This window comes from Streptomyces sp. NTH33 (genome assembly GCF_003236365.1).
Taxonomy (GTDB): Bacteria; Actinomycetota; Actinomycetes; order Streptomycetales; family Streptomycetaceae; genus Streptomyces.
Genome location: NZ_POTZ01000068.1, coordinates 1 through 22,921, shown reverse-complemented (window position 1 = coordinate 22,921; position 22,921 = coordinate 1). Strand labels below are relative to the sequence as shown.

Below are 22,921 nucleotides of genomic sequence, written 5' to 3'. Positions count from 1 at the left end.
CCCCCGTGGGTCACCCCCCGCGAGTCACCCCTGCCGGGCCTCGCACCGATAAGTGTGGTGTGCAGCAGTCTTACCAGAGGACGCCGACAATGAGCAGTCGTCAGCACGGAATCTGTGTTCCCGGAGCTGCCACGACCTCCCGTAGGCCACACTTCCCCCTGTTGCTCTCGCCGACTGCCTCATGTGGTCCTCTACCGAACCTGGAACGGTTCAGCTGGATACGCTCTGTGACTGGTCGGTCGGCCAGCTGGGTGGGTGTCTCGCTCAGTCGGCCTTCCCCTCGGTGGGTAGTCTGGGGCAGACCACCGAGTGCCGCGCCGTGAGGAGGCGGCCGGAGCGGCAGGGATTGGTGGAGCAGTGGGTGCGCGGCTGTGACGCTCGTTTGACGCTCGGGCTTTCACAAGAGTCTTCTGGCGCACGGAAAAGGGCATCTGATCTGCGGCTTTGCCCGGCAGGCGTGACTCGAGCATGTTTCCGATGACGTCGCACGTGGAGTGCGTGGCGGTTTTGGAGCCCACTACGAAGGGTGTCTGACCTGCTATTTCTTGTGAATCGGCCAGGATGGCCGGGCGTGCTCGACCTGTTTTCCGAAGTCCACCGCGTGGAGCAGGTGCGGAGCGCTCTGGCCCGACTTGGTGAGGGCGGTCGGGGAAACGTCTTCACGCTCGTTCGACGCTGCTTCTGGTGGCACGTCAGGTATGGCGGACCGGAGCTCGGCGGCGGCGAACGACGCTACCGGCCGCCACAGGTCGGCTGGGGCGCCTGAACGCAGGGAAACAGGGCGGGGTTTCTCTGGCGACTGTCGTTCCTCGGCCATCGTTCCGCGCGTTGCCGTTCAGGCCGCGATCCGTGAACGCGTCCGGAACGGGGTGGCCCGCCCGGCCCCCCGGCCGTGCCGTCCCAGCCCACCGGTTCATGGCGGTGTCCAACGGCGGATGAACCAGGACTGCGCTTGCCTCGGGGGGAGGCGGTCGTATTGCAGCAGACAGCGCGGGCCGAACCTCTCGTACCCACTTCACACTGGCAGCAGTGGACTGTTGTGGCATTGCCTAGCCACGTGATCGGGCTGTCGGACAGAATGTGTTCATGCCTGAGTCTCTTGAAGTCGAGTTAGCGGGAGCGGTGTTGCGGCTGGAGTTGTCCGATGTCGGTGAACCCGCTTCGGATGTCGGCCCGGTCCAGGAGGACGAATCCTGGCCGGATCTTCCGGAGGGCTTCGGCACGGTGACGCCAGTGTCCGCCCGGCGCGGTCGCGCCGCGGTGGTTGCCACAGAGGGTTTGCGGCTCATGCTCAGCCCGCTGGGGCCGTTGCTCGAGGAGGTGCACCGTTCGGTCACCAGCGTTGCCGACCCACCCCAGCAGCTCTCGGTCACGTTCGGAATCCAGGTGGGGCAGGACCTCAAGCTGGGCATTGTGGGTGTGAACGGCCATGCCACGATGACGGTTTCGGCCACCTGGGACGTCGACGACACCCGAAGGGCCTGATAGATGGGGAGGTTCCGCCGATCGGGGGACATCAGGCCGACTTTGGTATCGGTGTTGGAGGCAGAAGCTCCGTCCGCTGCGGGTGCCGCTCCGTCCGTTGCGGGTGCCGGGGCACTCCTCTCCCCACGCTACGTTCTGACCTGCGCGCACGTGGTCAATCACGCACTGGGCAGGCAGCAGATGGACATCGAACCGCCGACGCGTTCCGCACGTCTCGAAGTGATGGTGCGTCAGGGCTCGGTACGGCACCGGAGCACGGCGCGGCTGGTGGTGTGGGTGCCTCCTCGCCGGAGTCCCGGGAACAACTGGGGGGAGGGGGACCTGGCGGTGCTGGAGCTCGATAAGGCCGCCGCACCCCCGATGCGCGCCGTGGCGTGGCAGGACATGACGGAAAGACTCAGGGTTCGGGCGTGGCACGGTGGTGGTGACACCGGCACCTTCGCCGACACCACCATCAAAGCCGCCGATGCCTGGTACTACTACGCCGACGCCGACCTCAGGGGTGCTTCCATCCAGCATGGTTACAGCGGCGGTCCGTTGTTCAGGGAGGACGACCTCACGGTTGCCGTCGGACTTGTGACCAACCACGTCATCAACGAGACGCCGTTATCGGACAGACAGGTCGTGCGGCGCACCCTGACGGTGCCGTGGCAGCGCATTCGCGACGAGCTCGTCCGGGCAGACGCGCACGACGTGCTCGACGCATGCCTGCCCGCCCCCTTCACCGACACGGGCAACGTGCCGGACGGCGCCGTCGACCTTCTGCTGCAGCTGTTCGACCGCACGGAACAACTGGAATACCAGGCCAACCGGCTGGCGAAGAAACTCGGCCTTCACATGACCACCGAGGAGCCGGATACAGCCGTTCTCCCGCTGGAGGAAGAACTGGCCGTCCTTCTGTTCACCGAAGGACGTGCGCTCCCCACCTTGGCGGAGCTGCTCACGGAAGTGGTGGGCGAGGAACGCCGGAAGACACTCGACCGACTGGTGGCGCTCGGGCGGACGGAGAAGGGAGTCCGCCTCCTGTCCGTCGGGGAGCATCAGAGGCTCCTCGCGCTGCTGACACCCGTCAACGCCGCCCACCCCCGCCTCCTTTGTCAGGCGACCCGCCACGTACTGCAGTTGGCCCACCGTCTGCCCGAATGGATCTACGACGGCACCATGCCGGAGGCGCGACTGGCGGCGGCCGTCGACGATCTCGACCAGGACAACGCGGACACGATGCCGCCTTTGCTGCGGCTGGCCGTCTTCCTGTCCGCCGCCGTCACCGACAGAGCGATCAGGAACGAGCTGGACGCCTGGTGCGACGATGTCGGCCGGCGCCTGGGCCGCGATCGGTCCCTCTTGATGGATTGCCGTGCGCAGGCTTCGTCGTGGGTCAAGTCCCGGCGTCGGTCGCTGACGCGGATCGTCGTCGACCTGTCCCGCAACGACGCGGGCTGCGAGCGATACACCTGTCACATCTGGCGGGTGCGCGAGGGCCGGGCACCGGAGGAGGCGGGCATCTCGGCCGGGCCGTACACCCCGGAGGAGATCGGACGGGAGATCCACGGGCTGGCCGGGGAACACGGCAACGGAGGCGACGAGGCCGCTCCCTGGATCGACGTGGTGGTCGGAAGAGAACATCTCGACGTGCCCGTCGACGGATGGACGGCCTCCACCCTGCTGGACGAACTCGCCGCGCTGGGGATCTCGTCCTCGGCTGTGGAGGACAGCCCCCTGGTGCTGGGGGCGCAGTACCAGATGGCGTTGCGATTGCGCGAGTACCACAGGGAAACGGAAAAAGAGAACGACCGCCGCTACATGCTCGCGCGGCGCTGGGCAGCCGGGCGCACGGGCCCCCTCGTCATCAAGGAGGACATCGACCCGCGCGTGCTGTTGCGTGCGATGACAGACGAATACAGTGACGCGTCATGGGCCGTTCTGCATGGCGGGCCGGAGCGCCGCGAGTACGTCCTGGCGCTCTGCCTGTTCCACGGTGTCCCCGTGGTGCTCTGGGACCGTGAGGCCGCGCACGCGGAACATGCACAGCGGCTCGACGACATCGTCGGCGGCGTGGCGTTGTCCGATCTGCCGGAGGCGGTCCGAAGCTTCCGGGAAGACGTGTACTACGGGGCCAGGACGGTCGCCGCACGCCCCGCCATGGTCTGGGACGACCCCGGCATGGCGCTCCCCACACCGCCCGACTACGGGGATCCCCCCGACGCTCTGACGAACTCCGGAAGGATGGCTGCCAGGTGACTGCGAAGGACCTCGACGACAGCTGGCGGCTGTTCCGGGGCGACGGCCGGGCACGTGAGGTGGATCTCCCTGCGGCACCGCCATGGCGCCGGTTCGGCGGTGCCCCGCCAGGGGCAGGCCGACGGCGGGAGCGTCCGTATCTCATCGGATCCGACGAGGCGGACGTGGTCAGCGCGGCCCTGTTGCTGCGTCGGCCCCTCCTGGTCACGGGGCAGCCCGGGACCGGTAAGTCGTCGATGGCGCAGGCCGTCGCCCACGAGCTGGGTCTGGGCCGGGTGCTGCACTGGCCGGTCAACAGCCGGACCACGCTGCAGGACGGCCTCTACCACTACGACGCCATCGGCAGGTTGCGCGAGGCGAGCCTGCGGCGTGACCGGGACGGTGAGGTGGGCCCGGTGCGCGGGGATCCGGACATTGGTTCCTACATTCGCCTGGGACCATTGGGGACGGCGCTGCTCCCGGGGGCCCGGCCGCGGGTTCTGCTGATCGACGAACTCGACAAGGGAGACATCGATCTGCCCAACGACTTGCTGACCATTTTCGAGGACGGCGAGTTCGAGATCCCCGAGTTGGCCCGGCTGACCGGGGAGCAGGACCGCGCCCGGGTGGTGACCGCGGACCCAGGAGGCCGGGCGGACATCGAACGCGGCTGGTTGCGCTGCAAGGAGTTCCCGGTCGTCGTCATCACCAGCAACGGTGAACGCGACTTCCCCCCGGCGTTCCTGCGCCGCTGCGTCCGTCTCGATCTGCCCGAGCCGGACGAGGAGCGCCTGCGGGCGATCGTACGGGCGCACCTGGGGGACGGCGGCGGGTCCGAGGACGAGAGCCCTGAAGGGCTCGATGAGCTCGTGCGCGCGTTCCTGGCCCGGCGCGCGAGTGGCGAGCTGGCCACCGACCAGTTGCTCAACGCCGTCTTCCTGCGCCTCGGCGGTGTCGGCCTGGATTCCGATGGTCTCCTGGACGCCGTGCTGCATCGCCTCAGTGGGACGGTGTAGCAGAGCATGTTCGAGCGGGTGCTGAACGCCTTGGCGGACTGCGGAGTGGGTCTGTCGAGCGAGGAGTTCCTCGACGCCCTCTGGCTGGCCACCCGGCTGCCATCGGCCCCCGCCGGGGCGCTGGCGCGGATGGAGCAGATGTCCGGGGCGCCGTCGGACGACGGCCTTCAGGGGGGCGACCAGGGCGACTCCGGGCCGATGGACGCCGGTGGCCCGGCCACATACGCCCGGCCGGCCGGCCCGTTTCGGAGGCCCCGGCGCGGTAGGGGCGCCCTGCGCGGCGGCGCGGCTCCCGCTCCGGAGCCCGACCGCGCGTTCGCCGTGCCCCCGGCCGCCCCGGCCGTATCGGTCCGGCCTCCCGGCGAAAAAGCCCTCGGCGCGGCGGAACTCGCCCTCGGCCGTGCGCTACGCCCACTCCGTCTGCACCGGCCGGACCCGCGCCGCCCCGAGCCTGACATTCCCCGAACCGTGGCGGCCATGGCCGAGACCGGGCTCCCCGACATAGTGCTGCGCCTGGCCGACGGGCGTGGGCTGGACCTTGCGATCCTGGTGGACGACGGAGTGTCCATGCTGCCCTGGCAGCGCCTCGCCACCGAGGTACGACTCCTCATGGAACGCAGCGGCGCGTTCCGCGTCGTCCACACCTTCAGCCTGGACACCCGGAGCGCGGACGGACCACTGCTGGGCTATCGCCCCTTCGGCACGGCTCCCGCGACGCTCCCGCCCTCCGCCGTCGCCGACCCTTCGGGCCGCACACTGCTGATCGTGGTCAGTGATGGCGTGGGCCGGGCGTGGCGTGACGGCCGCATGCACGATCTACTCGACCGGCTGGCCAAGGTGAGCCCGATCGCCGTGCTGCACACGCTTCCTCGGCGGATGTGGGCCGGCACCGGCATTCGGGCGGAGCACTGGCGGGTGACCACGCGCCGCGCGGCGGCGGCCAACGCGACCTGGCGCATCACGGATCCGGTGCTGCCACCCGACCTACGGCCGTTCGACGGCACACCCGTCCCCGTCCTCGCTCCCACCCCCGACGCGGTGACCGCGTGGACTCGTCTGGTCGGGTCGGCGGGCACCAGTGCGCTGCTGCCCCTGCTGGCGCCCGCGCCCCGGCGCACCCCGTCCGACGCGCCGAGCGCCGCGCGGACTCGTACGCACCAGGAGCCGTACGCCGAGGTGCTGCGGTTCCGCTCCTTCGCGTCGACGGAAGCGTACCGACTCGCGGCGCACCTGGCGGCGGTCGCGCCACTGCCGGTGCCCGCGATGCAGCTCGTACGCCAGGCACTGGGCGCGTCGGTGGACTCCGGCCATCTCGCGGAGGTCTTCCTCAGCGGCCTGCTCCGCCGTGTCGGCGACATCGACCGGCCACCACAGCAGTGGCAGTTCGACTTCGCCGAAGGGACACGCCAGATCCTCCTCGGCGTGATCCCGCCGCCCGAGCTCGTACGGACCACCCGCGCGATCTCCAGCCGTCTGGCCGAGCTGAGCGGCGCCGCACCCAGCTTCCTCGCCTGGCTGCCGCATCCGGACGGCACGGATCACATCGACACCGGTCAACGGGCTCTCAGCTGGGTGGACGAGCGGGTCATGCGCCGACTGGGCGTTCCGCTGCCGGACGCCCCGACGCCCGCAGTCGCGCCGCCGCGGTACGACCTCGCTATCCGGACGACCCACTCACCGCCGACACCGCCGGGCATGGCGGCGAAAGAGGTGCTGATCCCGTGGGCCGCCGGGAAGGAAGCGGACCTCAAGCTCAAGACGGCGGAGGCATTGAGGGCGGGCGGTCTGATGCCGAGCGACGTGGCCGCGAAGATCGTCTTCATCGCTCCACCGGGACCGCAGGCCCTACCGGCGTACACCGCGGTGGCCGGATTCACCCACCGGTGGGTGGACGCCTACGCTGACGGCGGCCCGCTTGACATGGCGGGCCTCCATCTCGTCACGGAGCGCATCGGGGACGTGGCGCCGCCGGCCACGTTCCTGGTCTGGGCCCAGGCGGGCGGACCGCCCGCGGACGGCATGCCCACCGTGCCTTTCGACGTCGGCCCAGACGAGCGGCTGGACGAGACCACGGTGCGGACGGTGCGTTACGCGGCACGGCTGCGCATGGTTCCGCCGGACTCGGCGTCGGCCGCCCTGAACATGCTGGCCAGGATCGCGGCTCTGCGGACCAGGGGAGACACCGCGTGGCGTCTGCCGGTCCTGTCCACCGGCACCGAGCCGCCTCCGGCAGGCAAGTCGACTCAAGGACAGGGTGTCGACCTGGAGCTGATCAGGCAGACGGCGGACCGGTATCGCAAAGAAGCCGTGAAAGGGGGTGAGACGACGGAGGTGGTGCCGGTGCCCCCGGTATCCTCGCTCAACCGGCGCATCGCGGAGGCGAACGAGGCGGACCCTGCCGTGCTGCTGCGTCGGCTCGGCGTCACGTCGGAGGACGGGGTGCGGTGGACCTGCCCCCGTGATCGGGGCGACCACGGGGATGCCGGCCTGACAGTTGCCTCCCGTGCGCAGGTCTCCTGCAAACACTGTTACCCGCGCGCGGTCGGGCTGGTGCGACTCGTCGTGGACACCTTGTCCTTGACCCCGGATGAGGCGGCCGCGTTCGTCCTGAACGACTCCGGTGACCAGTTCCCGGCACCCGGTATGGCAGTGACCGCGCGTGTCACCGGCCGGACGCCGGAAGCGTATCGCTGCACCGTCCACGATCCCGTCACCGGGCAGGCGCACGACGCGATCCTGCCGGCACACGAATTCCGGGAGCTCCACAGGGACCGGCCGCTCTCGCGCTTGGCGAAGGGGGACCACGTTGTCGCGCTGATCCTCGAGCCGTCGGCCGGCGCCCTGGTTCTCTCCCTCACCGCCGCGGACCTGGTAGAGCGTGTTCTGGTCGGCTTCGTGCCCGAGCTGACGACCGGCGAGGTGGTGATCACAGGGATCGCCCGGGTCGCCGGAGCACTGACGAAGGTCGCCGCCGCGCCCACGAGGCCGGTGAGCACCGTCAGGGGAGCATTCGTAGGAAGGGACGCCGAGCGGATCAGGGGTGCCCAGCGCCTGCTGTCAGGGGGGACGACCAACGAAAGGTTCGAGGTCATCGCCTACTCCAGCGATCAGCGCATCCTCCTGGTCAACGCACTCGTCTACGCGGAGCCGACGGGGATTCTCATAGACCGGCAGCGAGCAGTCGTCGCCGTGCCGCACCACAAACTCCGTAGCGCCATAGGACGAGGTGGCTTGAATGCTCAGCTCGCCGGACAGCTCACAGGTCTGTACGTCAAGGTCGTTCCTGCGGGAACTGACCTCAGGTGGGAGATGGATTCAGCATCCGACGAATAGGCAGTGCACTCAGGGTACCGTCGCACGGCCCGCGACTGCGACCGAGGGCGGTACGCCCCCGGGCCGTGAGCCGCTGATTCGACCAGCAGACGAGTACGTCCGCCGTCCCAGTGAGGATTCGCATGTCTGAGCGATGTGCGACCCATCAGTCGGCTATGACGCTCGTTTGACGCCCCGGCTCCCAACGGGCAAGTCCGGGAATCCGTGAAACAATACCTGAACTGCAGTTATTTGCGACGGCGCGCCCCATGACGTGATTCCGATGACGTCGCACGTGGAGTGCGTGGCGATTCTGGAGCCCGCTGTAAAGGGGATCTGACCTGCGGTCCCCGGGGCGGCAGTACGTCTCGACGCTCAGCTGACGCTCGTCCTGACGTACCGTCATCTTCCTGTGAAACCCCGAGGCGTCGTCGCGACTCGGCGCGACCACCGACGACGCCCAGAGCCGGACGCCGTCAATGCGACGTGCGCGGAATTCGCTTGGGCGGGTGACGGTGTGGAGCGTGGAGCGGCGACTGTTTCGGTCAATCGGAGGGGGGACGGTGCTCGTGTGCCACAGGCGAACGGCGGCTGAGGGGTCGGGTCGGGGTGCCGGCGGGGCGGCGACACGCCGTGGTTGCCCTGCGGGTATGCCAGGTAAACGCGCCGGGCGGCATTGACCAATACCCCACGAACGTGACTTTCCGCATTCGGGCGACTGCGCTTCGCTTCTCCGTGTCGTCAGTGCCGTCCGGCCCGGGCTGACATCACATCCGGGTACGTGCCGGAGGCGTGAACCAAGGGAGTTCGAGTGGCTACATCTACGACCGTGGGCACCGTGTGGGGCAAGGGTGTCGACCTTCAGGGGACGCTGTCGAGCGAGCCCGTGCCGGTGCTGAATGCCGACAACCGCCTGGAGGTGTTCGTGCGCGGGGCCGATGGCGGACTCTGGAGTCGCTGGCAGACCCGCGCGTACGACTGGGGGGGACTGGACCAAGCACGCGGGTGTCGCGATCGCGGGCATCCCGGCACCGATCCTCGGCCGGGACGGCAAGATCCGGGTGTTCTACCGCACCCCGGACAGCAAGCTGGAGGTCATCGACCAGAAGACCCTCAACACCGGCTTCACCGCGCCCCGGCAGCTGGCCACCAACGCCGCCGGTGACCCGGTCGCCGTCCATGGTGCCGACGGGCGGCTCCACGCGTTCTACCGCGGCACCGACGACGCCGTCTGGTACACCCGCAACCAGGGCGTCTACGAGCAGTACTTCGCCCCCGCCTCGATCAACGGCGGTATCAAGGAGCAGCCGGCCGTCGCGCTCGACGGTTCGGGCCGCATCGTCGTCGCCGTCCGGGGCAGCGACGACGGGCTCTGGACGGCGCAGCAGAAGCCGGAGAACTCCGCCGACTTCAGCTCGTTCCAGGAGCAGACCACCGGCGTGACCGACTGGCCGACGACCGCCGTCGACGCCGCGGGCCGTGTGCAGATCTTCTACCGCGGCTCCGACGGCGCGGCCTGGCGCGTCGGGCAGGGCCTCGACTACCAGTCTTTCGACACCTCCGTCACCCTCAACGGAGGCATCAAGCACCGTCCGACCGCGGCTCTGGGACAGGACGGCCGGCTCAACGTGTTCGTCGTCGGCAACGACAACGCCCTGTGGGTCGCCGGCCAGACCGGTGAGAACGCCGACACCTACAGCGCCTTCCAGTCCCTCGGGGGAGCCATCCATGTGCCCACCGCGCCGGCCGATCACCGCGGCCTGCTGCACGCCTTCCACCGGGGAGCGGGCGGAGCCAACAAGCTGTGGTACACGCCCCAGGCGTTCGCCTGACCGTGATGCCCGCCTGGTCCCCGCGTACTGATCCACAGGCGACAGGGCGGATCGGGCGTGAGACAGGGCCTGTGCGGTGGGGGCGGCCCACATCAAGGGACGCCCCTCACCGCCCCAGGCCGGGGCACTGATCGTGCGGTGCTGGGGGTACGCCCTCGGCACCGCGGTCCTCGGCAGCCGGCGGTGGCCTCACCTCACTGCCCCGGTCAGTGCTGTATGCCGTGGATCTCCGCAGCGGGGGCCGGTGATGCGAGGGGCGCGCAGGCTCGCCGGTGAAGGATCCGGGGTTACCCGTGGCGCAGCCGAAGCCGCCGGGTCGCGTGTCCGCGGTGGGGCCGACCGGCCGCCGGCTACTGCTCCAGTTCCAGGGCCACACCGGCGGTGCCACCACCCGACCGTCCCTGGCCGGGGCCCGTCATCCGCAGACCTCCAGTGGAGTCCGCGTCGACCTGTGCGGGACCAGAGCGGGTAAGGACCGTCAGCACGCGGGCCAGACGCTTCAGAGCTCGCAAGGCATCGGGATCCGTCCGCTCTCCCACCGAACGAGCCTGCCGGTGATCGCTGCCGGCACTTCCGCACGAGCCCGTTCCTCGGCTCCGCCCGGCTCAGTCCTGACCGGCTCCATGTCCCCTCCTCACCCTCCCCAGCCGGTTGGCCGAACTGGCCGGAAAGACCTCTCCCCAGGTAGGACCTGCTGATGGACCACTCGTCCACCAGCGGCCCGACGGCGGCTCCGGTGGGCCCCCTCCCCTGCCCGGCGCGTGCCGCGTACCGGCCAGACGTCCAGGCGGCGAACGTTTCCAGGGTCTTCGGCACAGTGCGGGGCCGATTGCCTGCGAGACGCCCGGCCCGGGCTGCGGTCATGCCTGTGCGAGGAGCGGGTCATAGGGGGTGGAGCGTCGGCGGCCGGACATGAAGGTCAGGAAGTCCTTCACGAAAGCGCTGCGGGTGTAAGCCGTTTCCGCTTCGGCCGTGTCGCGGTGGAAGGCGGTGCGGAACAGCGCGCGGTACTCGTCCGCGTCGATGGTCTGGTTGCCGTCCTTGTCGGTGGCGTCGAAGAGCACTTCGGCGACTCTGATCAGTGCGGGTCCGGCCAGGGAGGGCGCGGCCGCGGCGTACTCCTGGGCGCTGACGCGTCCGTCGCCGTCGGTGTCGAGTGCGGACTGCAGTTCTCGCCACCAGCCGGCGAAGGCGTCGTAGAGCCTGGTCTCCTCGGGTTCGTCCAGATCGAGGCGGCTGGACAGTTCGCGGGCCATGGCGGCGAGGTCGGGCCAGTCGAGGTATCCGTTGCCGGTCTGGTCGAGCACCTCGGCGAAGAACTCCTCGGCGCTGCGCCGCACACCGTCGTCGCCCGCGGGCTCCGGTTCCGGCGGGAGGGGGGTGATGAGCCGGATGAGGGCTCCGGCCCTGTTGATCTTGTCACGCAGAGCGGTGATCGTGCGGGCCCGCGGGTCGTCGCTGTCGGGGGACAGGGCCAGCAGGTCGGCGATGGTGCCGGCCTGGATCAAGCCCGGGGGCAGCAGACGGGCCAGGCCGACGGCCAGGTAGGCGCCCTGCATCAGGGTCTGGGCACCGGGCAGTTCCGGCAGGCCCGCTTGCCGGCGGAAGGGTTCGGGCAGGGAGGCCACGGTGATCGCGCCGATGACCGGGCCGGCCACCGCGCGGCCGGCCGCCCACACCGTGGGCAGTCCGTTCAGCAGGGGCGGGGCCGGGAGGTGGTCGAAGAGCTTGTACAGGATGATGCGCATCGCTTCCGTGTTCTCGAGCTCCTCCTCGACCACCTTGTCGTAGTAACTCCAGAACTCGTGCAGGGAGGGCGGCAGATGTCCGGGTTCGTCGCCCATGGCCGCGAGGAACGCCTGGAACTCCGCATAGAGCCGTTCCATGGCGTGCTGTGCCAGAGGCTGCCCGCTGAGCCGGCACATGGTGACGGCGCTCTCGAACAGGGTGGCGACGACCCAGGCCCGCACGTCGGGGTTCATCGCGTCGTAGGGGCGATGGCGGGCGTCGGTGCCGTTCAGCCGTGCGTGCAGGCGGTTGAGGCGGGCCGCCTCCCTCTGCCGGACGCGGTCGTCGGCACCGAACATGCGCTGCATGCTCAGGAAGGTGTTGCGCAACCGGCGCCAGGGGTGTGCGACGAACGTGGAGTTGTCGACCAGAGCGGCGCCGATCTGTGGATGCGCGGCCTCCAGGACGGTCGCCCGCACCATGGCCAGTGCCCAGCGCGGATCGTCGAAGAACTCGCTGAACTGGGAACCGGGTCCGAAAACGGCCGTGGTCCCCCCTTCTGCACCGGGCTCTGACGAGCTGCCGTCATCGAGCGGCGTACCGGCCTCGCTGCTGTCGGCGGTGGCGCTGTACGGATGGGTCACGGTCGGCTCTCTCCGTTCTGCTTCGGCAGCACGCCGCCGAAGCGGCGGTCGCGCTGTTGGTAGACGCGCAGACACTCGAGGAAGTGCTCCGCGTGGAAGTCCGGCCACAGCACCGGCGGGAAGACCCACTCGGCGTAGGCGACCTGCCAGAGCATGAAGTTGGAGATGCGCTGCTCCCCGGACGTCCTGATGACGAGGTCGACGTCGGGGGTGTCGGCGAGGGGCAGGTGTGCGGCGAAGTGCTGCTCGTCCACGGCGTCGGCCGGCACGCCGCTGCGGATCAGGGACCGCGCGGCGTGGACGATGTCCCGGCGCCCGCCGTGATCGAAGGCGACGGTCAGGGTCATGCCCCGGTTCTCGCCGGTCAACGTCATCAGATCGGTGAAGTCCCGGGCCAGCACCCCAGGCACCCGTGGGTCGGCCACTCCCAGGAAGCGGCAGCGGATGCCCCGCGCGTGCAGCAACGGGGCGTGTTTGCGCACCACGCGACGGACCAGCCGCATCAGGTAGTCGACCTCGGCGCTCGGGCGGCGCCAGTTCTCGGTGGAGAACGCGTACAGGCTCAGCCAGTGCACGCCGGCCGAGCGGGCCGCCTCGATGACATCGATCACCGCCGCTTCCGCGGCACGGTGCCCCGACGTCCGCGGCAGCGACCGCTGCTCGGCCCACCGCCCGTTTCCGTCCATCACACAGGCGACGTGACGGGGAACCCGGCGCCCCTCCTCACTTCCCGGAACAGGCCGGTGGTGAGTCCCCCCGGCTTGACGACCTGACACGTCCACCCCCTGCCACCGGCGCCGGCCCACCCGCCGACGTCTTGAGCACACGACCGAACTGATCGCTGTCAGCAGGATGTCAGCGGATGCACGCGCATCCGGTGTCCCCTCATACGCTTCACCCCTCGTACGTCCGTCCGGAGCTGCCGCTCTCGCGCGAAGACGCCGCTGCGCGCGCGGCAGCCGCTCCTCGCCGGCAGCACCAAGCGCCGACGCGGCGGCCACCAGCCGGCGTACGCCGCCTCCCTTTGCTGTTCGGCGCGGATCACGCTCAGGCCGGGAGCCCTTGCCTCGTATCCATGTTCTGCAGCCGGCAGTGGACATTGCCGGTCGTGTCGGGCAGCGGCAGCCCCAGCGGCGCGATGGGGCGTGCCCGCGCCCGCCGCCGGACCCCGCGACCAGTACGCACCCGCCGCGGCGACGGTGCCCGTCGTCTCCGGTCAGTTTTCCGATCGCCCGTCATCGCGCGCCATCACCTGTGATGATGTGGACCAGGGGAGCGACCGGTGAGGTCATGAGGTCCGGGGGGATCGATGAACAGCACGACGTCGGCGCTGATACGGCTGAAGTCCGCGCAGAAGAGCGCGAAGGGCATATCGCTGTATTCGCGGTTCGTGAACCGGCCCGTGGGCCGGTATCTCGCCGCCGGGGCGTACCGGATCGGACTGACACCCAATCACGTCACCATGATCAGCGCGGTGTTCAGCTTCGCGGCGATCGTGGTGGCGGCGCTCGCCGCGCCCACCTGGGCCGCGGGTTCGGTGGTGTGGCTCGGGCTCGCGGTCGGTTTCGCCTTCGACTCCGCCGACGGGCAGCTCGCCCGGCTGCGCGGCGGCGGCAGCGCGGTGGGCGAATGGCTCGACCATGTCGTCGACTGCGCCAAGATCACCGCCCTGCACACCGCCGTGCTGATCTCCTTCTACCGCCACCCCGGTCACTTCGGGACCGAGGCCGACGGCTGGCTGCTGGTGCCGCTCGGCTTCCAGCTCGCCGCCGTCGTCACGTTCTTCGGTGGACTGCTCACCGAGCAGCTCAAGCCCAAGGCGGCCCCGGGCGACCGTGCCGCGCCCTCCACGGCACGCGCGGTGGCCCTGCTCCCGGTCGACCACGGGGTGTTCTGCCTGGTCTTCCTGCTGCTCGGCGGCGGCGACGCCTTCCGGTGGGCCTACTGTGCCCTCGCTGTCGCCGCCGTGCTCTTCCTCGGCGCCTTCCTCACCAAGTGGTTCCGGGAGCTGTCCGCAGTTCGTCGGTGAACCGCGCCCCGTCGAGGGCGTCGATGGCACGTCGCAGGTGGGTGCTCGACGTGTGCACGGTGTACGGGAAGTAGACGACGTCCACGCCCACCGTGGCGAAGTCCCGCTCCAGTCGCTCTCCCTTCGGCGTGTCCCGCCAGTCGTCGCCCTTGAACAGCACGTCGAAGCGGACCTGCTTCCACGTCTCCAGTTTGTCCGGCACCGTCTCGACGAACGCGGCGTCCACGTACTGGATGCTGCGGACGATCTCCAGCCGCTCGACCAGCGGGATCATCGGCCGTCTGCCTTTGGCCATTTCGGCCATCTCGTCCGAGACCACGCCTGCCACCAGGTAGTCGCACCGGGCACGTGCGTGGCGCAGGATGTTCAGGTGCCCGATGTGGAAGAGATCGTAGGCGCCCGGTGCGTAGCCCACGCGATACGGCTTGCTCGATGACACAGATGCCCCCCTCGTTCGATGACGCCCCCTGCGCGCACCCCTTTGCGGAGGGTGCGCGAACTTTGACGATAGCGTTCATGTCCGGTGCGGGAAGGGTGAACAATCAGGGTGCGTCCTGGTTCACTTCCGAGCATGCGGGGGACCGGGAGCCGGTGAGACGCGGATACACAGGGGAGGCCGTCGAGGCGGCCGGGGGAGAGGTTTCGTCGCGTGACACACACCCACGGCGAGCGTCGCGATCGGGACGGGAGCGGGACGGCCCGCACAGCGGCCTTGGCGCCGCGGCAGCACACCACTGAGCCGGACGTCACCGCACTCGCCGACGAGGAGGGCGAACTCACCCCGCCCGGTCGCCGGTTGCTCCTGGTGTCCACCAACTACGCGCCCGAGCACACCGGTATCGGCCCGTACGCCACCGGCATCGCCGAGCACTGGGCGAGCCGTGGGCACGACACCCATGTCCTCGCCGGGCTCCCGCACTACCCGTCCTGGCGCCTCGACCCCGCCTACCGCAGGGTGTGGCGGGCCACCGAGCAGCGAGCCGGGGTCACCGTGCACCGTCGTCGGCACAGCGTCCCACCACGCCAAAGCGCCCTGCGCAGGGCCCTGTTCGAGAGCACCATCCTCGCCCACGGTCTCGTCGCACCACCCCGCACCGGCCGCGTCGACGCCGTGCTCGCCCAACTGCCCAGCCTCGCCGGCGGAGTGCTCGGCGCCCGTATCGCCGCCCGGCACCACGCCCCGTACGTGCCGGTCGTGCAGGACCTCATGGGCGCCGCCGCCGCGCAGTCCGGCATCCAGGGCGGCGGCCGCGCCGCCCGGCTGGCCGAGCGTGCGGAGTCCTGGGTGCTGCGGCGTGCCACCCTCGTCGGCGTCATCCACGAGACCTTCGTCGAGCGGGTACGGGCCATGGGCGTGGACCCCGGACGTATCCGCCTGGTTCCCAACTGGTCGCACATACAGGCGCCTACGGCTCCCCGTGCCCGCACCCGTGCGCGCCTCGGCTGGCAGCCGGAGCAGACCGTGGTCCTGCACTCCGGCAACATGGGCCTCAAACAGGGGCTGGACGTGCTGGTGGAGGCGGCCCGTCGCGACCCGGCCACCCGGATCGTGCTCATGGGCGACGGCAACCAGCGCGAACACCTCGCCCGCCGCGCCGAGGGGCTGCCCAACCTGGAGTTCCTGCCTGCCGCGGCCGACGCCGACTTCCCCGACGTGCTGGCCGCGGCCGACGTGCTCGCCGTGACCCAGCGCGCCTCCGTCCTCGACATGAGCGTCCCCTCCAAGCTCACCTCCTATTTCGCGGCCGGCCGCCCGGTGGTCGCCTCCGTCGCCGCCGAAGGCGGCACCGCACGCGAGGTGTTGCGCTCCGGTGCCGGAATGCTCGTGGAACCGGAGAATCCCGATCAGTTCCTGTCAGCAGTGCGTAGACTCGCCGAAGACCCGGCGATGGCAGACGAGTTGGGTGCGGCGGGCCCGCTCCATGTGGCTGCTCATCTGTCACGGGAGGCGGGTCTCGCGCGGATCGACGCACTGATCGACGAGGCTTTGGGGGGTCTTGGCAGGTGAGCGACTCACGCGTTCCCGTCCTGGCGGAGGACGAGCCGGAGCAGTTGCGCGAGCAGTTCCGTCAACTGCTTCGCTACCGCTGGCTGATCGGCGGCGGTGTCGGCGTGGGACTGCTGGCCGGTGCCTGGCTCGGCATCACCGGCGCCGACAGCTACACCGCCACCACCGACGTCGTGCTGCGCGCCCCCACCACCGACCCCTTCGCGCCGACTCTTGCCAGCGACAAGGCGATCAACATGGGGTCCGAGCGGCAGACGGCGCTCAGCCGCAAGGTCGCCGAAGCCGCCGCGGAGCGACTCGGGATGGGCGCGAACGAGGTCGACCGGCTCCAGCACGGGCTCCAGGTCACCAACCCGCCGCAGACCCTGGTGCTGCACTTCACATACAGGGCCTCGAACCCGAAGGAGGCGGCGCGCCGCGCCAACGCCCTCACGCAGTCCTACATCGACCTGCGCAGGGAGCAGTGGGAATCCGTCCAGGGGGCGATGCTCAAGAGCCTCCAGGACCAGCTCGATCCCGTCGCCAAGCAGAACGACGAACTCTCCCGGCGGATCAAGGAACTGCCCGACGGCTCCGCCGCTGACTCCGCCTACGCGGTGCAGGCCAACCTGCTCAACCGCATCACCGACCTCCGCAGCAAGATCACCAGTCTGAAGGCGCTCGACATGACGCCCGGCAACGTGATCCGCAACGCCACCGTCCCCGCCTCGCCCGACGGACCGGGTCTGCCGCTCTCGCTCGGCCTGGGCGGCCTCGTCGGCATCGGCATCGGCCTGCTCGGCGCCTGGGTGCGCCTGGTCTTCGACCCCGCGCCGCGCTCGGCCGGTGACGTGGCCCGTGCGGTGCGCGGTCCCGTCCTCGGCGCGCTGCCGCGCGGCTCGACAGCTGCCCTGGAGGTCGGTCGCACCGACTCCCGGACGGCCGAGGAGTACCGCTCGATCGCCTTCCGGCTCGCCTACGACGAGAGGTTCGCCGACCGGCGGCGCCTGCTCGTCGTCGCCCCGCGCGGATCCATGGAGCCGAGCGTGGCCATCGCGGTCAACCTCGCCGCCTCCTTCGCCGAGACCGGCAAGGACGTGCTGCTCGTGGAGGCCGACCTGCGCACCCCGTCCCTCTCCGAACGCCTCGAGGTGTCCGATGCCTCCCGGCCCCGCTGGAGCCTCACCGCTGAGCACGCCGACGGCGAATGGCCCGGTCAGGGCCGACTCGCGGTCGACGCGGGCGAGTCCGGGGACTTCGGCCTCGTCCCCGGCGAGCGGGTGCGCAACGTCCCCCGCGCGCTGACCTCCGCGCGGACGACCCGGCTGATCGCCGAGGCCGACGATCCCGATGCCACCGTCGTGGTCGTCGCCCCGCCCGTCCTCGCCTACGCCGACGCCCTCGCGCTCGTCGACCGTGTCGACGGGGTGCTCATCGTCTGCGACCCTCGCACGGTGCACCGCGCCGACCTCGTCCGCATCCGCGAGCTGATCGTCGGTGCCGGCGGCACCGTGCTCGGCGCGGTGACGCACACCAGGTCCCGCCAGGGCAGACCGGCGAGCGCCGCCCGCCGCGACAACCGGCGCCGTGGACACAGGAGTTCGGCAGCCCGCTCCGCTCCGCCCCCCACCCGCTCCGAGCCCGAGCGGATCCCGGACGGCGACGACAGCAACACGATGGCTCTGCGCACCGTCCGCTCGGGGGACCGGTGACCGCCCCGGGGGAACATCCGCCGACGTCCGAGCCACCGCGCGTACCGCGGCGTTCGACGGCCGCGTTCGCCTCCGTGCTCGACCAGGCGGCATCCAGCCTCACCAACATCGCCGTGCTGGTGATCGCCGCCCGCGTCTCCACCGCGCACGGGTTCGCCACCTTCTCGATGGTCTACCTGACCTTCACGGTGCTGCTCGGCCTCACCATGGCGTACGTGGGCCAGGCCGTCGTCCTCACCCGCGGCGACACCGCGGTCACCGGGGCCGCGTGCCGGTCCGCGGTCTCCTTCACCGCGCTGGCCGCCACCGCCGTCGGCGCCCTGCTCGCCGCGGCCGGCGTGTTCGCCGCCGCCGTCACCGGCGGCTGGACCGGCCCGGGCGGAGCATTCCTCGCCCTGGGGCTCGTCCTGCCGCTGGTGCTGGTGCAGGACGGGCTGCGGTACGCGTTCTCCACCCTGCGGCGCCCCGGTCTGGCGCTGGCCGCCGACAGTCTGCGCCTGGTGTGCGTGGTGCCCGCGCTGCTGCTTCAGCCCCGGCACACCGCGCCGGGGCTCCTGGTGGCCGTCTGGGGACTGTCGGCAGTGCCGGCGCTGCTGCTCGGCCTGCGCCTGCTGTGGCCCCACGTGCGCGGCGCCCGGACCGACCTGCTGCCCTATGTGCGCCGAGGCCACCTCGGACAGCGCTTCGTGGTGGAGTTCGCCGTGGGCAACGCCTCCAGCCAGCTCGCCGTTCTGGGCCTCGGACTGTTCGCCGCCCCACTGGCCGTCGGAGCGCTGCGCGGGGCGACCACGCTCTTCGGCCCGCTCAACGTCCTGTTCAACTCGGTCAACGCGTTCGGGCCGCCGCTGCTGGGCCGTCTCGGAGGCCGCCGGGCCACCGCCCGCGCCGCCGCCCTGCTCGGCCTCGTGCTCGGTGTCGTCGGCCTCGCCTGGGGGCTGGTGCTCCACGCCCTGCCCGACGCCCTGGGGCATCAACTCCTCGGCGCCACCTGGCAGTCGGCCTCCGCGCTGCTGCCCGCCTCGGGCGCCCAGTACGCGGTGATGGGCCTGGGCACCTGCGCCCTGGTGACCCTGCGGGTGCTCAGCCCGCGCGCCACCCTTTCGGTGCAGGTGGTTTTCTCGCTGCTCTCGGTCGTCCTCATGTTCGGCGGATACCTGCTGAGCGGGTCGGCGCTGGGCGCGGCCTGGGGACTGGCCGCGGGTTCCGCGCTGAAGGCGGCGGCGGCCTGGACACGTGTCGTCCGCCTGCGCGCGCAGGAGCGGCCCACGGCCTCGTCCCTCCCGGCGGTCCCCACGACCTGAGAGCCGGCAGACAGGATCAGTTGGGGCCTGTCCGGCGGAACTACCCCGAGCTCCCGGCTTCGCTCGAGCAGGGGGACCCCCGTCGCCCCCGCTCACCCGGACCGATGGCCGACCGCCGAATTCCCACGGCTCGATCCGCCGGACGGGCCCCGGCCCGGCAGCCCCTGTTCAACGCAGCCCGGCCGCCCGGTCCTGCCGGAAAGTGGTGATCAGCGCGATGCAGCAGGCCGCGATCGCCACACGCCCCGATGCCTGCAGCAGGGGCCCTCGCAGCAGGATGAAGGAGTACCCGGCGATCAGGGGCACGGTCAGTGCGATCAGGCTGCCCGGCGGGGCCCGGCGCACCGCCCGGCGCGCATGACGGCGGTCGACACGCGTCGCCGCGTACCCGAGGGCCACGAACCCCGCCGTCATGCCGACCGGGCCGAAGTCGATCCACAGTTCGGCCCACACCGGCGAGGAGAGATTGGTGTTGGCCGCCCCCATCCACTGCCCGATCAGCACCCCGGTGTCCATCGGTTTGCCCGGCCACACCGACCGGGGTACCGCGAACAGCACCGAGCCCGCCAGCTGGCGACCGTAGGCGTGACCGCGCCCCGACCGCACGTAGGTGATGGTGTTGGCGAACATGCCGACCTGGTCGTAGTCCTTGAGGGCCAGCGGCTCCAGAGGGGAAGTGGTCTGGATCGGACGGTAGTTCGCGTCGTCGTAGCGGAACCTGTCCGCGAACGGGAAGACGATCAGCGCCACCACCACGCCCAGGCTCAGCGCGATCCGATACAGGGCGGCACTCACCGGGAAGACGGTGAACAGCAGCGAGAAGAGGACGGTGAGGAACCAGAAACGAGGGTTGGAGATCGGGTTGTTGACCACCGCGTTCACCGCGGCCAGCGCCAGCCACACGGCGATGATCACCACGGAGCGGCGGGCCCGCCGCGAGGTCACCAGCCACCGTGTGTACACCAGCCAGGCGATGAGGGCGGGCACGGTGCCGAAGCCGCGCACCATGGCCTGGCCCACCTGCGAGTCCGCCTGGGAGAGCCCCGCTTCCTGGACGCTGTTGATGATCTCCTGGCGGCTCGTGAAGAAGACCGAGGGGCCGCCCAGCTTGACCACGAGGAGCGCCGAGCCGACGAAGGCGACAAGTGCCAGCAGGTACAGGCGGCGACGGTGCACCAGCGCCGGTCGCAGTGTGCCGTCCAACTCCCGACCCGCCCGCTGACGGGCCACCAGCGAGCCGAGGTCGAAGGCGACACAGCCGATCAGGACGAGCGAGACGGCTTCGGTCAGATCGCTGCGCGCCCCCACCACCGGGGTCGGCGTGCGTCCGAGCACGGCCTGGGCGAGCGGCGCCACACCCATCGCCATGTAGACGAACAGCCAGAAAGTACCGGCGAGCAGCTGGCGGCGGCTGGTGAGGATCATCGCCGACAGCCGGATGCCCGCGTACATCGTCAGCGCCAACTGCATCCACAACGCCGAGTCGCGCGGGCCCGTGCCCGGCTGGACCAGCACCAGCAGCGGCAGGAACACCGAGAAGCCGAGCACCAGCGGGACCGACAGCGCGCGCGAGAGCAGAGTGCGCGGTGAGAAGGACGGCGCGGTGCGTTCCTGCGGACTCGGCTCCGGCGCATCGGGCGCCGTCGTCGTGCCGCGGTCCGTTTGCTGCGTCATGGCGCCCCCGCCCACGAAAAAGATCCCCGCCGCAGTCTACTGACGCCACTCCTGCGATGAACGGTCCGCCACTAGAGTGTGGCGAAGTGGCGTCCGGGGAGGCGCCGTTGGGGGGATTCGATCGATGCGTGATCTCCCGGCCTTCACACTGGCCGGATACGACAAGGGGCGTGGCATACTCGTCCAGGCGCTCTGGTTCGCGGTGATGAACACGGTCTTCATGGCGTGGTTCACCCCGGCCCGCGTCAGAGCAGCCCTGCTGCGCGCCTTCGGCGCCCGGATCGGAACGGGGGTGCTCATTCGTCACCGGGTGCGGGTGCTGTGGCCGTGGAAGCTGACGGTCGGCGACCACACCTGGATCGGTGAGGGGGCGTGGATCCTCAACCTGGAGCCGGTCACCCTCGGCGCCCACGTGTGCGTGTCGCAGGAAGCTCTGCTGTGCACCGGCGGCCACGACCACCGTGCCGCCGACTTCAGGTACCGCAACGCGCCGATCACCGTGGACGACGGCGCGTGGGTCGCCGCCCGCGCCACCGTCCTGGCCGGGGTGAGGGTCGGCCGCTGCGCCGTCGTCGGCGCCGGGGCGGTCCTCCACAAGGACCTGCCCGAACTGACCCTGCAGACCGCCGACAACCGGCGCCGCCCCGTCGAGGAGCCGGCATGAGAGTGCTGCACGCGGTCACCCTGCACAGCACCACCCACGCCTTCGGCGGCCCGGTCCGGGTCGCCCTCAACCTCTGCCAGGGGCTGCGGACACGCGGACACGACGCCCGTCTCACCGCTCTCGCCGACGGCTTCCGGCGGCCGCTGCCCGTGGAGGTGGAGGGCGTGCCCGCCCGGCTCCATCAGGCACGCAGGGTCCTGCCGTTGGGGTTCAGCGGCCTGACCTCCCCGTCACTCCTCGCCGACGCCCACCGCCTCGTGCGGTGGGCCGACGTGGTCCATGTGCATCTCGCGCGCGACCTGGTGACGCTGCCGGTGGCGCTCGTCGCGCTGCGCGCCGGGCGGCCCCTGGTCCTGCAGACGCACGGCATGGTCGATCCGAGCGAGCGGCTGTCGGCCCGGCTCCTCGACGCGGTCGCGGTGCGCCGGGTGCTGCGCGGCGCCGCCGCCGTGCTGCATCTCACCACGCACGAACTCCGGGATCTGCACGCCGTGGTGGGCGAGGCGGGCCTCGACCGCGCCGTCCGCCTGGTCAACGGCGTCCCCGCGCAGCCCGAGGGCCCTGCCCCCCAGGGGCCGCCGCGCATCCTGTACGCGGCCCGGCTGCAGGCCCGCAAGCGCCCCGTCGACCTGGTGGACGCCGCGCCCGCGATCCTGGCCCGGCATCCGGAGGCGACCTTCGTCGTGGCCGGGCCGGACGAGGGTGAACTCGCCGCCGTACGAGGGCGGATCGACGAGCTGGCACTCGGGGGGAAGGTGAGCTGCCCGGGGCCGCTCACCGGGACGCGCATGGCCGAGGAACTGCGCCGGGCGCACGTCTACGTGCTGCCGTCGGTGGACGAGCCGTTCCCGATGTCGGTCCTGGAGGCGATGGCCGTGGGCACCCCGGTCGTGGTGACCGAGTCCAACGGCCTGGCCCGCGATGTGGACCGGGCCGGAGCCGGGCGCGTGGCGACCGGCCCGGCCGGTATCGCCCCGGCGGTGCTCGACCTGCTGGAGCCGTCCGTGCGCCGGTCCGCGTCGACGGCGGCCCGCAAGCTCACCGCCGAGACGTTCTCCATGGACGCGGTTCTGGGCACACTGCTCGACGTGTACGAGCGGGTGTAGGGGGGCCTGTTGCGGACCTCTCGTCGCCCGTCCGGAGGGCGGGCCCCCCGGCGTCGTGGGGGTGCCCCCTGCTCGAGCGGAGCCGAGAGCTCGGGGGAGCGTGCTCGTGCCGGGTCCCGCCCCTCGTACCGGAGGTATCGGGCCGGGTCCGGTGCGGCGAGTGGGGTCCCCCTGCTCGAAGAGCCCGGGGGAGCGCGCATGGCGTCGCGGG

The 22,921-nt window shown here is 70.9% G+C and carries 16 protein-coding genes; 11 read left to right on the top strand and 5 right to left on the bottom strand.

The window, feature by feature from the left end:
- Positions 1-1,086 precede the first annotated feature (1,086 nt).
- The 5 genes from C1I97_RS09880 (at position 1,087) to C1I97_RS09860 (ending at position 9,865) form a co-directional block, all read left to right on the top strand.
- Positions 1,087-1,485, top strand: coding sequence for a CU044_2847 family protein (locus C1I97_RS09880; RefSeq protein ID WP_181446661.1), 399 nt, complete (start codon positions 1,087-1,089; stop codon positions 1,483-1,485).
- 3 nt (positions 1,486-1,488) lie between these two features.
- A complete protein-coding gene (locus C1I97_RS09875; protein ID WP_111002842.1) occupies positions 1,489-3,726 on the top strand; it encodes a VMAP-C domain-containing protein in 2,238 nt (745 codons plus the stop codon).
- Positions 3,723-4,721 (top strand): AAA family ATPase, encoded by a 999-nt coding sequence (locus tag C1I97_RS09870; RefSeq protein WP_111002841.1) that lies wholly within the window; start codon positions 3,723-3,725, stop codon positions 4,719-4,721. The genes C1I97_RS09875 and C1I97_RS09870 overlap by 4 nt, the downstream gene beginning before the upstream one ends.
- A 6-nt stretch (positions 4,722-4,727) precedes the next feature.
- Positions 4,728-8,054 carry an SAV_2336 N-terminal domain-related protein gene (locus C1I97_RS09865; RefSeq protein ID WP_111002840.1) on the top strand — a complete coding sequence of 1,109 codons (3,327 nt, stop codon included), beginning with the start codon at positions 4,728-4,730 and terminating at the stop codon, positions 8,052-8,054.
- Positions 8,055-8,971: 917 nt separating this feature from the next.
- On the top strand, positions 8,972-9,865 hold the full coding sequence (locus tag C1I97_RS09860; protein ID WP_258382501.1) for a hypothetical protein: 894 nt from the start codon (positions 8,972-8,974) through the stop codon (positions 9,863-9,865).
- Positions 9,866-10,215: 350 nt separating this feature from the next.
- Here C1I97_RS09860 and C1I97_RS39810 read toward each other — a convergent pair whose 3' ends face one another.
- From C1I97_RS39810 to uppS, 3 genes are all read right to left on the bottom strand, one after another.
- Positions 10,216-10,377 (bottom strand): hypothetical protein, encoded by a 162-nt coding sequence (locus C1I97_RS39810; protein ID WP_181446660.1) that lies wholly within the window; start codon positions 10,375-10,377, stop codon positions 10,216-10,218.
- A 348-nt stretch (positions 10,378-10,725) separates the two neighbouring features.
- Complete coding sequence (locus C1I97_RS09855) at positions 10,726-12,237, bottom strand: oxygenase MpaB family protein (RefSeq protein ID WP_111002839.1); 1,512 nt, start codon at positions 12,235-12,237, stop codon at positions 10,726-10,728.
- On the bottom strand, positions 12,234-13,013 hold the full coding sequence (uppS, locus tag C1I97_RS09850) for a polyprenyl diphosphate synthase (protein WP_258382500.1): 780 nt from the start codon (positions 13,011-13,013) through the stop codon (positions 12,234-12,236). Before uppS ends, C1I97_RS09855 begins: the two co-directional genes overlap by 4 nt.
- A gap of 533 nt (positions 13,014-13,546) precedes the next feature.
- Between uppS and C1I97_RS09845 the strand changes: the two genes are divergently transcribed.
- A complete protein-coding gene (locus C1I97_RS09845) occupies positions 13,547-14,266 on the top strand; it encodes a CDP-alcohol phosphatidyltransferase family protein (protein WP_111002838.1) in 720 nt (239 codons plus the stop codon).
- Here C1I97_RS09845 and C1I97_RS09840 read toward each other — a convergent pair.
- Positions 14,226-14,705: an adenylyltransferase/cytidyltransferase family protein gene (locus C1I97_RS09840; protein ID WP_111002837.1), complete on the bottom strand. Its 480-nt coding sequence runs from the start codon at positions 14,703-14,705 to the stop codon at positions 14,226-14,228. The two genes, C1I97_RS09845 and C1I97_RS09840, sit on opposite strands and share 41 nt — an antisense overlap.
- 363 nt (positions 14,706-15,068) lie before the next feature.
- On the opposite strand from C1I97_RS09840, the gene C1I97_RS09835 reads away from it, so the two are divergent.
- Genes C1I97_RS09835 through C1I97_RS09825 form a run of 3 tightly spaced genes read left to right on the top strand, consistent with a single transcriptional unit; the run spans position 15,069 to position 19,266 of the window.
- On the top strand, positions 15,069-16,274 hold the full coding sequence (locus C1I97_RS09835) for a glycosyltransferase (RefSeq protein ID WP_111002845.1): 1,206 nt from the start codon (positions 15,069-15,071) through the stop codon (positions 16,272-16,274).
- Positions 16,271-17,965 (top strand): lipopolysaccharide biosynthesis protein, encoded by a 1,695-nt coding sequence (locus tag C1I97_RS09830; protein ID WP_111002836.1) that lies wholly within the window; start codon positions 16,271-16,273, stop codon positions 17,963-17,965. The genes C1I97_RS09835 and C1I97_RS09830 overlap by 4 nt, the downstream gene beginning before the upstream one ends.
- Positions 17,962-19,266 carry a hypothetical protein gene (locus C1I97_RS09825; protein ID WP_258382499.1) on the top strand — a complete coding sequence of 435 codons (1,305 nt, stop codon included), beginning with the start codon at positions 17,962-17,964 and terminating at the stop codon, positions 19,264-19,266. Before C1I97_RS09830 ends, C1I97_RS09825 begins: the two co-directional genes overlap by 4 nt.
- Before the next feature lie 168 nt (positions 19,267-19,434).
- Here C1I97_RS09825 and C1I97_RS09820 read toward each other — a convergent pair whose 3' ends face one another.
- Positions 19,435-20,940, bottom strand: a complete 1,506-nt coding sequence (locus C1I97_RS09820; RefSeq protein WP_181446659.1) for a hypothetical protein — start codon at positions 20,938-20,940, stop codon at positions 19,435-19,437.
- Between the two features lie 124 nt (positions 20,941-21,064).
- On the opposite strand from C1I97_RS09820, the gene C1I97_RS09815 reads away from it, so the two are divergent.
- Together C1I97_RS09815 and C1I97_RS09810 are read left to right on the top strand one after the other, a co-directional pair.
- A complete protein-coding gene (locus C1I97_RS09815; RefSeq protein WP_111002835.1) occupies positions 21,065-21,604 on the top strand; it encodes a WcaF family extracellular polysaccharide biosynthesis acetyltransferase in 540 nt (179 codons plus the stop codon).
- Positions 21,601-22,710: a glycosyltransferase gene (locus tag C1I97_RS09810; RefSeq protein WP_111002834.1), complete on the top strand. Its 1,110-nt coding sequence runs from the start codon at positions 21,601-21,603 to the stop codon at positions 22,708-22,710. Before C1I97_RS09815 ends, C1I97_RS09810 begins: the two co-directional genes overlap by 4 nt.
- The last annotated feature ends 211 nt before the right edge of the window (positions 22,711-22,921 follow it).